Annotated in this window: 18 protein-coding genes and 1 tRNA gene; all 19 read right to left on the bottom strand. The window is 41.2% G+C overall.

Translation table 11 applies throughout. The features are described from left to right. Positions 1-27: 27 nt before the first annotated feature. On the bottom strand, positions 28-579 hold the full coding sequence (locus DWY31_RS04295) for a phage major tail protein, TP901-1 family (RefSeq protein ID WP_118287810.1): 552 nt from the start codon (positions 577-579) through the stop codon (positions 28-30). Between the two features lie 13 nt (positions 580-592). Continuing rightward, entirely contained in the window at positions 593-988 is a 396-nt protein-coding gene (locus DWY31_RS04300; protein ID WP_118287809.1) for a DUF3168 domain-containing protein, read from the bottom strand. Positions 989-992: 4 nt separating this feature from the next. Beyond that, positions 993-1,361, bottom strand: a complete 369-nt coding sequence (locus DWY31_RS04305) for an HK97-gp10 family putative phage morphogenesis protein (protein WP_118287808.1) — start codon at positions 1,359-1,361, stop codon at positions 993-995. Continuing rightward, entirely contained in the window at positions 1,361-1,663 is a 303-nt protein-coding gene (locus DWY31_RS04310) for a hypothetical protein (protein ID WP_118287807.1), read from the bottom strand. The genes DWY31_RS04305 and DWY31_RS04310 overlap by 1 nt, the downstream gene beginning before the upstream one ends. Further along, complete coding sequence (locus tag DWY31_RS04315; RefSeq protein WP_118287806.1) at positions 1,660-1,986, bottom strand: phage head-tail connector protein; 327 nt, start codon at positions 1,984-1,986, stop codon at positions 1,660-1,662. The genes DWY31_RS04310 and DWY31_RS04315 overlap by 4 nt, the downstream gene beginning before the upstream one ends. A gap of 18 nt (positions 1,987-2,004) precedes the next feature. Then, positions 2,005-3,207: a hypothetical protein gene (locus tag DWY31_RS04320; RefSeq protein ID WP_243060390.1), complete on the bottom strand. Its 1,203-nt coding sequence runs from the start codon at positions 3,205-3,207 to the stop codon at positions 2,005-2,007. 14 nt (positions 3,208-3,221) lie between these two features. After that, positions 3,222-3,977 carry a DUF4355 domain-containing protein gene (locus tag DWY31_RS04325; RefSeq protein ID WP_243060391.1) on the bottom strand — a complete coding sequence of 252 codons (756 nt, stop codon included), beginning with the start codon at positions 3,975-3,977 and terminating at the stop codon, positions 3,222-3,224. Positions 3,978-3,982: 5 nt separating this feature from the next. After that, positions 3,983-4,285 (bottom strand): ribosomal-processing cysteine protease Prp, encoded by a 303-nt coding sequence (locus tag DWY31_RS04330; protein WP_243060393.1) that lies wholly within the window; start codon positions 4,283-4,285, stop codon positions 3,983-3,985. Positions 4,286-4,342: 57 nt separating this feature from the next. After that, on the bottom strand, positions 4,343-4,519 hold the full coding sequence (locus tag DWY31_RS13885) for a hypothetical protein (protein ID WP_158575484.1): 177 nt from the start codon (positions 4,517-4,519) through the stop codon (positions 4,343-4,345). Further along, complete coding sequence (locus DWY31_RS04335) at positions 4,503-5,981, bottom strand: minor capsid protein (protein ID WP_118519626.1); 1,479 nt, start codon at positions 5,979-5,981, stop codon at positions 4,503-4,505. The genes DWY31_RS13885 and DWY31_RS04335 overlap by 17 nt, the downstream gene beginning before the upstream one ends. Continuing rightward, positions 5,965-7,311, bottom strand: coding sequence for a phage portal protein (locus DWY31_RS04340; RefSeq protein ID WP_199671920.1), 1,347 nt, complete (start codon positions 7,309-7,311; stop codon positions 5,965-5,967). The genes DWY31_RS04335 and DWY31_RS04340 overlap by 17 nt, the downstream gene beginning before the upstream one ends. Beyond that, positions 7,312-8,556 (bottom strand): PBSX family phage terminase large subunit, encoded by a 1,245-nt coding sequence (locus tag DWY31_RS04345; protein ID WP_118519627.1) that lies wholly within the window; start codon positions 8,554-8,556, stop codon positions 7,312-7,314. It lies immediately after the preceding gene. Then, the gene (locus tag DWY31_RS04350; RefSeq protein ID WP_243060395.1) at positions 8,553-8,897 is read right to left on the bottom strand and encodes a hypothetical protein; all 345 of its coding nucleotides are present in this window, start codon (positions 8,895-8,897) and stop codon (positions 8,553-8,555) included. The genes DWY31_RS04345 and DWY31_RS04350 overlap by 4 nt, the downstream gene beginning before the upstream one ends. Beyond that, a complete protein-coding gene (locus tag DWY31_RS04355; RefSeq protein WP_118519629.1) occupies positions 8,884-9,339 on the bottom strand; it encodes a terminase small subunit in 456 nt (151 codons plus the stop codon). The genes DWY31_RS04350 and DWY31_RS04355 overlap by 14 nt, the downstream gene beginning before the upstream one ends. Before the next feature lie 33 nt (positions 9,340-9,372). Next, positions 9,373-9,444: transfer RNA gene (locus tag DWY31_RS04360), tRNA-Met, on the bottom strand. Positions 9,445-9,554: 110 nt separating this feature from the next. Beyond that, complete coding sequence (locus DWY31_RS04365; RefSeq protein WP_199671921.1) at positions 9,555-9,947, bottom strand: hypothetical protein; 393 nt, start codon at positions 9,945-9,947, stop codon at positions 9,555-9,557. Continuing rightward, positions 9,937-10,563 carry a DUF4417 domain-containing protein gene (locus DWY31_RS04370; protein ID WP_118519630.1) on the bottom strand — a complete coding sequence of 209 codons (627 nt, stop codon included), beginning with the start codon at positions 10,561-10,563 and terminating at the stop codon, positions 9,937-9,939. Before DWY31_RS04370 ends, DWY31_RS04365 begins: the two co-directional genes overlap by 11 nt. A gap of 63 nt (positions 10,564-10,626) precedes the next feature. Beyond that, positions 10,627-11,268 (bottom strand): hypothetical protein, encoded by a 642-nt coding sequence (locus tag DWY31_RS04375; protein ID WP_118519631.1) that lies wholly within the window; start codon positions 11,266-11,268, stop codon positions 10,627-10,629. A gap of 13 nt (positions 11,269-11,281) precedes the next feature. Then, the gene (locus DWY31_RS04380) at positions 11,282-12,223 is read right to left on the bottom strand and encodes a hypothetical protein (protein ID WP_118519632.1); all 942 of its coding nucleotides are present in this window, start codon (positions 12,221-12,223) and stop codon (positions 11,282-11,284) included. Positions 12,224-12,355: the final 132 nt, after the last annotated feature.

The following is a 12,355-nucleotide window of genomic DNA, read 5'->3' on the forward strand; positions in this document are numbered from 1 at the left end:
CTTACTCATGCATATTACTCGTATATATTACGGACCTGTCTTCTGGGTATCTGCAAATACATAATTTGCAAGCTCCTGCTGTTCCTTCGTAACTGTCGCATAACCAGCTTCGCCTTTTCCGTTACATCCGAATGTAAGTGAAACTTCTACATTGTCTTCTGCATTGGATGTATATTCCAGTTCTGTAAGATACCCCTGGAAATATTTTGCTTTGAATTTTTCTGCATCTGAAGATGTTCCTTTTTCAAGCAAATTCACTTCCCAGATCTCCAGAAGTTCATCGTTGTCCAGCGCCTCTTCCAGCTTATCAATGGTTGTATCCCCTTTTGCCAGAATACTGGTCGCAGTGATTTCAACTTCCAGTGCGCCCGGTGTACGGATCGTTCCATCTTTTGTGGCAGTTGTATCTGCATCCTTGGACTTGGTACGTCCGTTTTCTGTCGTAAATGCGATTCCTTTCGCACTCTCTGTTGCCGCTTCTTTTAACAGACGGTATAAGTAAATGATTTTTTTACCCTGTACCGCCTCTGTGTTACTTTCTGAAAATACCTGCAATCCCTGCATTTCTTTCCTTCTCATTTTCATCATCCTTTCATGAAAAACTAAATTCAAACTCCAGCACACCGTGCAAGAGTGCCTGTTTCGTAGTGGTGTCCGGAAGGATCCTCTGTTCAGCAAGCTTTACTGACCAGCTAAAGTTCCGTGTGTGTTCTAAGCTCCGGCACAACTCTTTTATACTCAGCATGATCTGAGAGACCGTACCGCGCTTCCTTGGATTGTCGTGCCAAACATGGACCGTCTGACTCACCTTCCCGATGATCGCGCCCTTAGTGTCCTGATCAGACTGCATTGTTGAGCCGATGTACACGAATGGATATGCCGTACCTTCCGGCGGGAGAAACGTGTCATACACACCAATCTCCGTATTTTTATATTTTTCTTTCAGCGCAATCAGCAGTGCGCTGAATATTTCCTGCTGCGGATCCATTCTCTCACCTCACCAGTTCATTTAAATCTTTGACAAATTTCTTCTTCTGCTCATCGTAAGCGGGCTTCAGATAAGGCTGTGCTTCCATGAATCGTGTGCCGTATTCAACGTAAGCTGCGTAATCTGCCGTAGGCTCTACTTCCGCAGTCAGACCTCCGTCTGTAATATCCAGTTCAACGCTTCGCTTCAATGTTCCTCCCACGTATCCCGGTATTCCGGTACTTTGTGGAGTTCCCACTGGCGCATTCTCTTGTGCTTTGGTCTGCAGATCTGCGCCGTTCTTTCTTACGACTGTTCGCACTGCTCCAAGATTCATATTCCGTTTAAGCTTTGCCTCCAGCTTGTCAAAGCCGTCTATCCTTACTCCTGCCACTACAATACCTCCGATACGACAAAAGACTGCTTCGTCCGCAGTCTTCTGCTCATGTCAACTGTATAAATCTTCTTTCCAATCCGTATCCTGTCAAACGGATCATGGTAATGATTCTGCAGGTGGACTGTCAGGCTTCCCTGTTTCAGTCCACCGTACACTAACTGCATTGTCTCAGCTCCGGTATCCATCACAGATGCAATCTGTTCAACCTCATCAACGTGTCCGTCTTCATAATCGCCGGTATCCGGATTGTAATCTCCGGATCTGATTGTCTGCATATAAATAGGTGTATCATATCTCACAGAAACCTCACCTTGCCTTTCGTTATCTCTTTCTGGCTGTCCAGATATGAACGAATATCATCCATATATCCGGCAAAATCATTATCAGACCAGGAAAGGCTTTCTCCCTCTACGGTATGAGAAGAAAGCCCTTCTGATCCAATCCGGTTGAATCGTATGATTGCGACATCCAGAATGATATAATTCAGTTCTTCAGGAGGTTCGATCCCGCCAAGCAAAAGTTTCAGCCGGCTCTTTGCTGCATCTAAAATCAACTGCAGCTTTTTGTCCTGGCTTACATCTTCTTCCGGCAGACCGAGCAATGCTTTCAGATTATCCAGCATAGCCTGTCCCTCCAATCTTTACTCGCCTACGTTCACAACTGCATCCCCGGAACGGACTGCCTTGTAATTTTGATCACATTCAACCAGAGTGATGTGATGAGAGGCAGTTGACGCGATCTCAGATTTGCCATCCCATTTAGTCCAGTTCTTCACATCCATTCCGCAAGTTACATTTGTAGCAGATGCCGCATCCTTATATTTCCAGCTATTTCTCGGAGACATCAACTGTTCTTTCACAGACAGCTTTGTCAGTCCTGCTCCTGAACCGGCTTCTGATGTTACATCCAGCGTTCCTAATGTCTGTGTATCAGAGCTACCGACTGAAATATAAGCAATTGCATCCAGATATTCACAGAAAAGACGTAAGCCCATGATTGCAAAGTTATCAGAAATCATACGTCCGTAAGTGCCCTCTGTATGGAATCCGATAAAGCCTGTCTCCGCATCCGTTGTAAATGCAAGGCCGGCTCTTGCGAACTCTGAATCTCCCGGATCAACATAGTATGCAGCAAGGTTGTTGAGCGGTGTCGCAACTACAACATTCTGCGGAATCTCGGATGTAATAAACACAACGTCTGCTCCAAGGAAATCTGTCATATACTTAAATCCAAACGCTGTCTGCAGAGTGATGTCAGCAGCTCCAAGGTATTTATACACATCCAGCGTATTTACCCATACAGCAACACCTGTAGCTGTTCTTTTCATCTCCTGAAACTTCGCTACTACTTTACCGATAGCCATAGCAACAGCCATCTGCCAAGCTGTTTCATGTCCGGTTAAGGATCCCGCCTTTAACTGAGTGTAAAATTTGCTTGTAACTACATTCTGCAGATCAGATTTAAACTCTTCGTCTGTATCCTGTACAGCCGCCTCGTATCCCTTTTCTGCGATTGCCTCTAAGGACACGCCTTTTCTGTACTTCTCGATCTTGATTGTATCGAACACAGTTTCCTCTACTTTGTACTGAGACATCGGGATTTCTTCTCCCTCTCCTACGTCTCCGGATTTCAATTCGCCTTTTACGGTCTTCGTTTTTAACGCAGATCCGTTTTCTTTTCTGATCATTCTGGTAATGCCCATAACATCCAGTAATGCCTGCAGATTCTTACCAAAAGAAGTAACAAAATCAATCTCTCTTGCCCTCACCTGAACCTGTGCTTCTCCCGTCATGCCATCCGGCGCTGCAAACACCTGTAATCCTAATTTTCTAATATCATGCATATTTCACACTCTCCTTACTGAAATAATTCCAGATTCTCAGCGATCAGCCTCTGTCTCTCTGTCGGATTCTTGACCGCTAATATCTGTTCCTTTGTCATCGTTCCTTTTCCTCCGGTTCCGGCCTTTGGCGAATTTCCCTTTAAAGCCTCTTTTACGGCAGCCTGTACTGCACCTTTATACATCTTGGAAAATGCTTCAACCGCTTTCTTTGTGCCATCTGCATCTTCCGCAACAAGATTTACCAGAAGCTCATCCGGAATATTGATTTCTTCATCTGCCAGCATTTTACGCGCTGTTTTCGCCATGTCCGATCTGGCATTCTGACGTTTCAGCTCTTCCAGTTCTTTTTCAAGTTTGCTCGCCTTATATTCTGCTTTCTCTTCTTTGGTCATCTGTGCCAGCTTCTCAGCTTCTGAAAGCTTATCGTCCGTCAATGCCTTCCACTTTGCCTGCGCATTGGTCACTGCGGTGTTGACTGCCTTCTGGACTCTCCGGTCAAACTCTGCCTGATTACCTTCCCCTTTTAAAAAGTCATCAAATGTTACTGTTCCATCTGCACCATTGCTTCCAGTTCCGGCTCCATCACCGTTTCCGTCTCCGGCTCCGCCATCGTCTCCATCACCTTCCGCAAACACCTGCAGGTTCGCCATTGGAATTCTCCAACCGGCATACACATTGTTCATATGTTTCATAATTCGTCCTTTCTTCGCCCCGTTCCATTCTTTGTCGCCCAGACCGTTGCATATCGAATAGTTGTAGTTTAACGACATTCCGGTCACATTAGTTGCGCGATCCGGACATAATCCGGAAACTCATTGGCAATCATGCAGATCCCAATGAAAAAGGAATCCACCAGAGTTTTTGCTTTCTCTGACAGATTCCCGTATTTTATATCAACCCATCCAGGTGATATTTCATATTCCATTTTATCTTCGGTTAAGTCCTTGATGGACTTGATCAGTGTTCGTGCCAAAGCTGTAACTCCGGCGCAGATTATATCCTGCCCGTATGCTGCATAATTCGCATGACCGGATATCTTTATTTCATCCTTGCGGACGGTTACTTCAATCAAATGCATCACCTGCTTTCCTGAAAATGAGTACAAAAATACCACCGGTCTCTCGACTGGTGGTAACTAAAATCCCCTAATTCCTCCATAAATACAATCTTTGGTCTTGCATTCAACTGCTATAGAATTACCTCTTTTTTCATAAATAATCTCATTTCCACAACGAGGGCAAATTACTTTTTTATCTGGATTGTTCATTTTTTCGTCTAACACCTTATAATCATTCTCATTCATCGTAACCATAAATAAGTCTCCTTGCTTTTTTATTGTACCTAACGCTGACTCCGGCTTCTCTCGCCCTATCATACGCATCAAGCATTAACATTCTTCTTTCTTCATCACTTAAATTTGGGGCGTTTAATGCAGCACAATAACTTGCTCTAAATTCATCACGCCAATCACCAACTCTAAACTGTGAAGGATGATTTTTATAGTGTCCATAATATTCATGTGCAAGCACTGCTTTCGACGATAAAATATCTCTCAAATTATTTGATGATTTGTCCGGAAGTATGTCTCCTCGAATGTTTATTATTTCTTTTCTATCTGAAAAACCAGTTTGATTTCCTTGATTGAATCTCAAAATATTCTCTGGTATATTTAGTTCTTTTGCAGCCTTCTTCACGCTTTTAATTTCTTCATCTGACAAAATATGGTATGGGCTTGTTCTTAGTCCATTAGCCATACGTCTTTCAGATATATTTCTTGATTTTATTATATCATTTTCACCTGGCTTTGCAACAGAATTTCTCTGTTTCCACTCCTCATAGCTCATTCCATGCTCTTTATACGTCTCAAGCCATTCCTCATACTCTTCACTGTCCATATATGCCGCTACCGAACACCGACAGTTTGGATGCATCGGCGGAGCATTCTCGCCTGGCATCATCTTATCGATATCGAAGTGTTTCTCATTCAATGCGCGGCACGCTTCACAGGCTGTTCCAATCGCCAGAAATGTATACTGCGCAAATCCATTCCGGATAAACGACTGTTTTTGCGCTTCTGTCTGCACCCTTGCAAGCTCTGTGGTCATAAGGCGGTTGGCATTGTAAGCACTTACTCCAAAACGTTTCTGCAGATGTCTTGCAAGCTCTGTTGGATGCTTCCCCTGAATCAGTCCTGTTTTTAAAAGACTGTCCAGCTCTGCTTTGAGCATGCCTTGATACATCCAGATACGATCTGAATACGTGGCATTTTTGAACGATGCATTTACAATGGCATGTGCTGCCTTTTCATTATTCTGCACCGTTCTTCCTAAGATTCCCGACTGTCTTTTGAACTCATCCATTGTTCGATTCGTGAGTTTTTCTTCAAAATACTTCTGCAGTTCATCAAATCCTGCTACAAGCTCCAGACCGATATTGGCTTTCAGAAGTTCCAACCTGTTAATTTTCATCGTTGCATTGTAGAGTCGCATCTCGTCATTTGCCTGCTTGGAAAAATCCTTTGTTTTGACGTACCTCGCGGCTTTCCGTCCATATTCCTCGATATTAATCTTTGATACTCTTCGCTTTGCCTCTGACAAGGTTATTCCTTCTGCCCTTGCATACTTCGCATAGAACCCGTTGATTTCCTTCTGGATCTGATCCAGCATATATTTGTATGTATCATTGATTGCCTTTTCATACTCGGCTTCTGTTTTTCTGTTGGCTCTTAAGTTCTCTTCTTCACGTCTGCGCCAGTAATTATTGCTCTGTGCCAATTACATCACCATCGCTTCCACCGTCAAACATCTTTGTTACCACTGGATCAACTATCAGCTTTTCCTGTTCGGATTCTATTTTGTCGATTTCATCTTGAACATTATCAACGATTGATAGCACGCCGAGCTGCGTTTCCTGACTTACCACACCCTCAAGATTTTTTGCGATCTCTGCCTCTTCCTGCAGGTTCGCCGGGAAGTTCGGTGTGAAATGCGGATGTATCTTTACCCAGTCATCTTTCTTCATACCAGATACGGGATTCGAAAAGATCAAGCGATATCTGCGGTTCATGCCGGATGTAAACTTTCTTTCCTTAGTCTTTTCCAGATTGCTCATTCCCTGCAGCTTGTACTTCATCGCAATACCTGAGCTTGTGCCAAAACTCTCATCAGAGATATTGGCGACCATGCTGATCTGGAATATTAACTTTTCCAGCCTTTCAATCAGATGCTCTTGCGTCGTATCGCCATCCGGCTTTTGTAAGAAGTCAACGAGCATTCTCTCCGTGTCACCGTCGAAGTTAATGATTCTATTGTCTCGAATGTGTGTGACATCATCATCTTCCAGCTTTGGTCCTAAGATTTCCAGATAGGCATCAGCAAAATAATCAACGTCGTTCGCTTTCTCGCTGATTGCTTTATTGTACGCGTCAATCATCGTAAGTACCGGTTCGAAAATGCCGATGCGCTCTTTATTTTCCGAATACTCTGTAGCCGGTACGCCGTCAAATCCATGTATCTTGCTTTCTTCTTCCCAGATAAGTTTTCCTTTCATGACAAACCAGCGCACTTCTGTTTCATCCGATACGCTGCCGTGTAAGACCTGGTCAGAATCCATATACAGGCGGACGAAAAACCGCTCCCGCTGCAGAACGGAATCATCATAAATCATAAATGCATCCATTGGAGATAAATGCGTGATACCAATATTTCCAAGCTCGTCCACATAGTACATCTCGTACCCTCTGCCATAAATGCTGCATATCTTGGAAAGTTCTGCATTGTTATCGTCTTGATCATTGTACTGATCCACGAACTCAATATACTTCTGGACATCCTCATTTCCGTCTTCTGCCTGCAACTTAATCGGATGTCCGATAAAGAACCCATTCATTGTATCTACCATATATTTCGCAAAATTCACGGCAATACGGTTGTCCGGCTTCCATTTCGGCTTAAGCGGCTCATGGAATATCGGATAATCTGTCTCATATGCATCTTTTAATCTTTGATAGCGGAAAGAACACTCTGCACTGTGCTTCGTTATGAACTCTGTTAGTTTATTGTCTGTCAGTTCTTCCGTTGCCGGTAATCTATATAAGCTGTACACCTATATGCCTCCTTTCACATTCCGGTTCAATCTTGGTCGTACTTTACGCTCTTCCTCAATGGAGTAACGCAACATCGCCATTGCATCATCAAAAAATGGAACTGGCTCTTCCAGATAAGTATTGGTCTTCTCATCTTTCTTCCACTTCCATTGCTGAATTTCCTTTATGGTATTTACACAGGATGGATGGATGTGAATCCTGTGCTGTTTTAAATAATCAATCTGTGCATGGACACTGTTCGTCTCTTTATTGACACCCCTTGCCCGGTATCCGGCTTTCTGCCACATCTTGATTCGGTCCGGCTCGGCGGAGTCGCACCACATCCGGAGCTTCTTGCTGAATTTGCCTTCTGCTTCTTTGATAATCTCGTCTGTATCCATTTCATACACATACAATTCCCGGCACAGAAACAGTTCTCCGTCTTTAAAGCCAACCTCGCCAATGCAATCCGCATGGTTGAATCCGAAGTCCTGTGCATTGACCATGTAATCGAATCTTTCCGGGGAACGGTCGAATTCTTCTACAACATAATTCTTAAGAATCAGTCCGGCAACTTCGCCCCACTCACCAAGACCATAGACTCTGTATCCTTCTGGATCTACTTCCTTACGCCGGAGCATACGTCTGTGGTATGCTTCATCGATAAAACGGTTGTTCTCATAGGTGGACTGATGCGTCAGTACGTCCGGATCGACACGATCAAAGAACACTTTCTTGATCCAGTGATGCGCCGACACCGGATTGAATGTCAACCGGATCTGATAGAACTGCCCTTCCGGAAGCTCGCCTCTGAGTCGGTCGTCTATGATCTCAAAATCTGACTGTGTAATCTCTGTGGCTTCCTCTATCCAAACATCGGTAAGCTTCCCGCGCTTAAATGTAATTGACTTAAGTTTCTCACGTTGCTTCTCGTCATTTACCCCGCGGAAGATGATCTGGTTATGATTGCTCTTGCATTCCAGGATCATGTTGGAGCTGTTGATATACCAGTACTTCTTGTAGTGATCGCCGAACATACGAAAAATAGAACTCTGCAATTCTGCAAAAGTGCTATCTCTGTTCGTTACATCTGATTTTCGTACACATAAAAGGTTTCTTCCCGGGTCTTTCATCAGTCTTAGAATATAGTTCTGTGCCGTGTCTACGCTCTTTCCGGATCCGGCAGAACCTTTCATCACGATGTAGCGTTTTTTACTGCGATCAACCTCTTTGAAACCGGCATTTGCCTGTAGGCTTATGTTCATAGACAATCAGCTTCTTTGAATGCACGGAAAAGCTTTGGCGATTGAATGGCAATCCAATCTGTGATTTCCTCACTCTGTGCCCAAGCACATATATCTCCGCTGTTATTCCACAATCCTGATTCATACAGAAAAGCGTGAACAATTTCATGCCGCAATACCTTTTTCCTGTAATTCTTAAGTTCTTTGACGCTGTATTCATCCGGTTTAAATTTAGCAATTATAATCTTTTTTGTACTGTGATCCATTGCACCATCTGCCCCCGGCGGTAACATCTTGTCCGGTGCGTTAATTATAATTTCATATTTTGTTCCAAGGACATAAATCCATTTATTTTTCTTCATTTCCCTCTTCTCCATAATCAATTGTGATATTCAGATCCATATCGGTATCCATGTCAACCCTGTCGGTGAATAGCGCATACCGCTTACCAAGAAGCTCCGCAGCCTTTAATCGTTCTTTTTCTGATGGCGCTTTCTCTACAGTCTTTGCTTTACTACAGCCGTCACCAGTTCCCACAACTACAATTTCCTGTGCGGTACTCTCTCCGCGAAGGACAGCAGACAGATACTCGATTACTTCCTGAACATCTGCCGTCTTCTCATTGTGAAGTTCTTCCATTCGGGCATCTATATATTTTTTGATGTCAGCATTTGTCAGCAATCTACTTCCATTCCTTCTTGCTACTCCATCATTTTTTATATTTTTATAAACTGCCTTGTAAGCCCGAGTGGCATTACAATCAATCAGGTACTCATCACAAAATCTTTTCTGTTTTTCAGTCACTCAGACTCACCTCCACTTCTGGTTTATTCTTAATGGATCATACAGGAATCGAACCTGTGACATTTCGCTTATGAGGCGAACGTTCTACCTCTGAACTAATGATCCTGGGTATTTATTGCATACAAAAAAGAGACCCTTTTCTAGATCTCTTCTAAACAGGTGTCCGGATTGACCACCGGAGCCTCGTATTGCTACGCGTTCTCCTTCCTAAACTACTACCTGTTATTATGATAATACCATGCCTTTTGCGCCCTATCAATCATTTTTCTTTCTTTTGGACTAACATCATATGTTCCTTTTTCATCATGTATATATCCTTTATGAGTATGAGGATCTTTCTTTATTCCCTGAACTTTGTGCGAATGTCCTATATCAATCTGTTTATAATGTTTGTTGTGCTTGTCATAATAGGTTATGCTTTTTATTTTATCTTTAGCATTTACCGTAACATATACTCGACCTTTCGTCATTGTTTCTGCCGGAGTCGTTGCAGCGCCATTATTATACCTAACAAATTTTATATTTCCAGATTGATACAATGTTGTATACTCCGTTCCATATTTCTTCCCACTGTCACTCATCCCGCTTGACGATCCTCTACCACCCATCGCACTTCGCCTCACTGAATTTTTCCTGAAATGCTTTGACTCTGATAATGTTTCCTTTGCACTCTTCCGGTACGTTGCCGTAAAAGATAATGCTTTCCGGCTCTAACCGCCTGATCATCTCCTTGTATCCTTTCAAGAATAACTCTTTTGCGATTTTATCTTTCTGTGTTCCAACGCTGGATATCGCAACTGTCCCATGCGTCGGCTCTCCGTCAAAGCACCATTCATACGAATCCGGTGTGCTCCATGCGATTGTCGGGATGACATTAATTCCATGCATCTGCATATATGCTCCAATCCAGTGTTTCCGATAATGGTTGTAAATCTGTAATGCCTTTGGAAAATCAGTGTAGACGCTGAAATCTGGCGTCAGTACATACTGATATTCTCTAAGCATAGGCATATACCTGTCTGGATCATTCCACAATCTGGTAAATTGATAATCATCCACGAAGAAATGAATGCTTTTATCTTCTCTCTTCTTGCAGGAGGCAGCATAGTTAAATGGGATAAACTTTGTATTTCCAGAAAATTCAACCGGCTCGATTGTAGGTATGTCATATTCTCCCACGCCTAAAAAATCTGCTCTTTCAATGTTTTCCCATCGTTTTACCATAACCTCACCTCCTGTTTTATTGCATCAGAAAAGCACCCCGGAGGGTGCTAATATTAGTTCTGACTAGTCGTCTTTATCATCATCACCAAGCAATTCCAAAACTCTGGTTCCTGCATGCATATTGAATACTTGAAAAACATTAAATATAAAACTTTTCGCTTCCCACATTATTATCAATATAAAATAAAAATATAATGATATTAATAATGTGGCTACTATATTATTTGTTGACATTTTTGAAAAGAGAACTGCCTTATTAGGTATACTGCTTGCAATTATTTTTAAAAACAAGCTTACAATTATCGAAATTAAATTCAGCATCATATATTCCACAAATGATTCATTAGTTTCTTGCAATTTACTTTTAGATTTATCCTTACCATTTTTTTCATCGCTAGAAAGCATTCTAATTAATAATTGTTTATTCATTAATGCTTGAAAAAGAGCATATCCCGTAAACACTATTCCAAACATTCCGAGCATTATATCTATCATAGTTTGAGCCGTATCACAAACAATAGATGCTGTATTGGGGGAAAATCCAACAAATGTTGCTATAAATACAGAAATAATGTATAGACACACTATCTTTTTTCTATTCTTCTTCGATATTTCAAATACTCTTAAAGATCTCTTTATTAATTGATTTGATGATTCTGGTTTTAAAAATCTTAATATGGCATCTATATTAATTTCTGCTTTCATTAACTCTAACCCCTTAATCTCTCTTTACAAAAGAAATTATTTTTTTCGTATTCTTTTCATATATATCATTATTTTCTTTACTTACAAAAGCTATACTTGAAATCTTCTTTCCTTTCTCTATCGCATTTTCTATTTCCTCATTCGGATCATTCCCCGAAAGTTCTATTTCCATTTTTTCAGAAATTTCCTCATTTTTTATTTTTCCTTTTTTCTTATCAGCATATCGAACTGAAAAAATAGGATCTACAGTTCCTCCAGACTTGCTCAATACCTCTATTACTCCACTTATATTTGACGGTGATTTCAATATAATTTCTCCGTTTTTACACCCTACTTTTCTTCTTAAATCTGTTGCTACTCCTTCCAAAAGACCAGTATAATCGATATCACCATTAAGTGGATAAAATCTAAGCTTTAATTCATTTATTTTTTCTACATCTTTTAATGCTTCATCAATCCTTCTCCGCATTGGAATTCCTGTCACATTTAATATAGGTATTGGCAGTTCTTTATTAACTTTTTCTAACTCTTTGTTTCTTTTTTTCACGTATGTATTTAATATATACTTTATCGTTGCTTTAAAACTTCTTACATCTGGACTTCCTTTTTGATTTTCTATATATAGCATTCTGTGATTTTTCAGATATATAATAAACATAGAAAAAGGTGCTGTTGGATATTTATCATCTTTTTCGATTAGTTTGCCTTGCTCATCAATATCTGACTTAACTTCTAAAATAGTCTTTTTTATTAATAACCCAGTTAATATGTATTCTCCATCTGAATCTTCTCTTATTTTTGTATCCATAAGAAAATATTTTGTATCACCATCACCACGTATAATATTTTCTGTAAGAGCTGGCATAACTACTGTATCCAAATGCTCTAATAATGGCTCCTCTCGATCTCCTGAATAAAAAACTAGATTAAAATTTAATACAGATGTTTTTTTCATACCCTTTTTCCTCCATCTTTAAAACCTACTCCCATAATATCCCATTTCTCGACATTGCGCAACGAAAAGACGACCTGACACCTCAGATCGCCTTCTCATAGTTTTAGGTTTTAAAGTAGGATGGAGAGCCTC

The sequence above is a fragment of the Dorea sp. AF24-7LB genome, from assembly GCF_003478575.1.
Taxonomy (GTDB): domain Bacteria; phylum Bacillota; class Clostridia; order Lachnospirales; family Lachnospiraceae; genus Dorea_D; species Dorea_D hominis.

Bases quoted from the DNA above. Each gene is read 5' to 3' on its own strand.
- DWY31_RS04365 (WP_199671921.1), bottom strand. From the start codon at position 9,947: ATGGGTGGTAGAGGATCGTCAAGCGGGATGAGTGACAGTGGGAAGAAA.
- DWY31_RS04380 (WP_118519632.1), bottom strand. From the start codon at position 12,223: ATGAAAAAAACATCTGTATTAAATTTTAATCTAGTTTTTTATTCAGGA.
- DWY31_RS04295 (WP_118287810.1), bottom strand. From the start codon at position 579: ATGAGAAGGAAAGAAATGCAGGGATTGCAGGTATTTTCAGAAAGTAAC.
- DWY31_RS04320 (WP_243060390.1), bottom strand. From the start codon at position 3,207: ATGCATGATATTAGAAAATTAGGATTACAGGTGTTTGCAGCGCCGGAT.
- DWY31_RS04300 (WP_118287809.1), bottom strand. From the start codon at position 988: ATGGATCCGCAGCAGGAAATATTCAGCGCACTGCTGATTGCGCTGAAA.
- DWY31_RS04375 (WP_118519631.1), bottom strand. From the start codon at position 11,268: ATGAAAGCAGAAATTAATATAGATGCCATATTAAGATTTTTAAAACCA.
- DWY31_RS13885 (WP_158575484.1), bottom strand. From the start codon at position 4,519: ATGGTTACGATGAATGAGAATGATTATAAGGTGTTAGACGAAAAAATG.
- DWY31_RS04330 (WP_243060393.1), bottom strand. From the start codon at position 4,285: ATGCATTTGATTGAAGTAACCGTCCGCAAGGATGAAATAAAGATATCC.
- DWY31_RS04350 (WP_243060395.1), bottom strand. From the start codon at position 8,897: ATGAAGAAAAATAAATGGATTTATGTCCTTGGAACAAAATATGAAATT.
- DWY31_RS04325 (WP_243060391.1), bottom strand. From the start codon at position 3,977: ATGTCGTTAAACTACAACTATTCGATATGCAACGGTCTGGGCGACAAA.
- DWY31_RS04370 (WP_118519630.1), bottom strand. From the start codon at position 10,563: ATGGTAAAACGATGGGAAAACATTGAAAGAGCAGATTTTTTAGGCGTG.
- DWY31_RS04345 (WP_118519627.1), bottom strand. From the start codon at position 8,556: ATGAACATAAGCCTACAGGCAAATGCCGGTTTCAAAGAGGTTGATCGC.
- DWY31_RS04315 (WP_118287806.1), bottom strand. From the start codon at position 1,986: ATGCTGGATAATCTGAAAGCATTGCTCGGTCTGCCGGAAGAAGATGTA.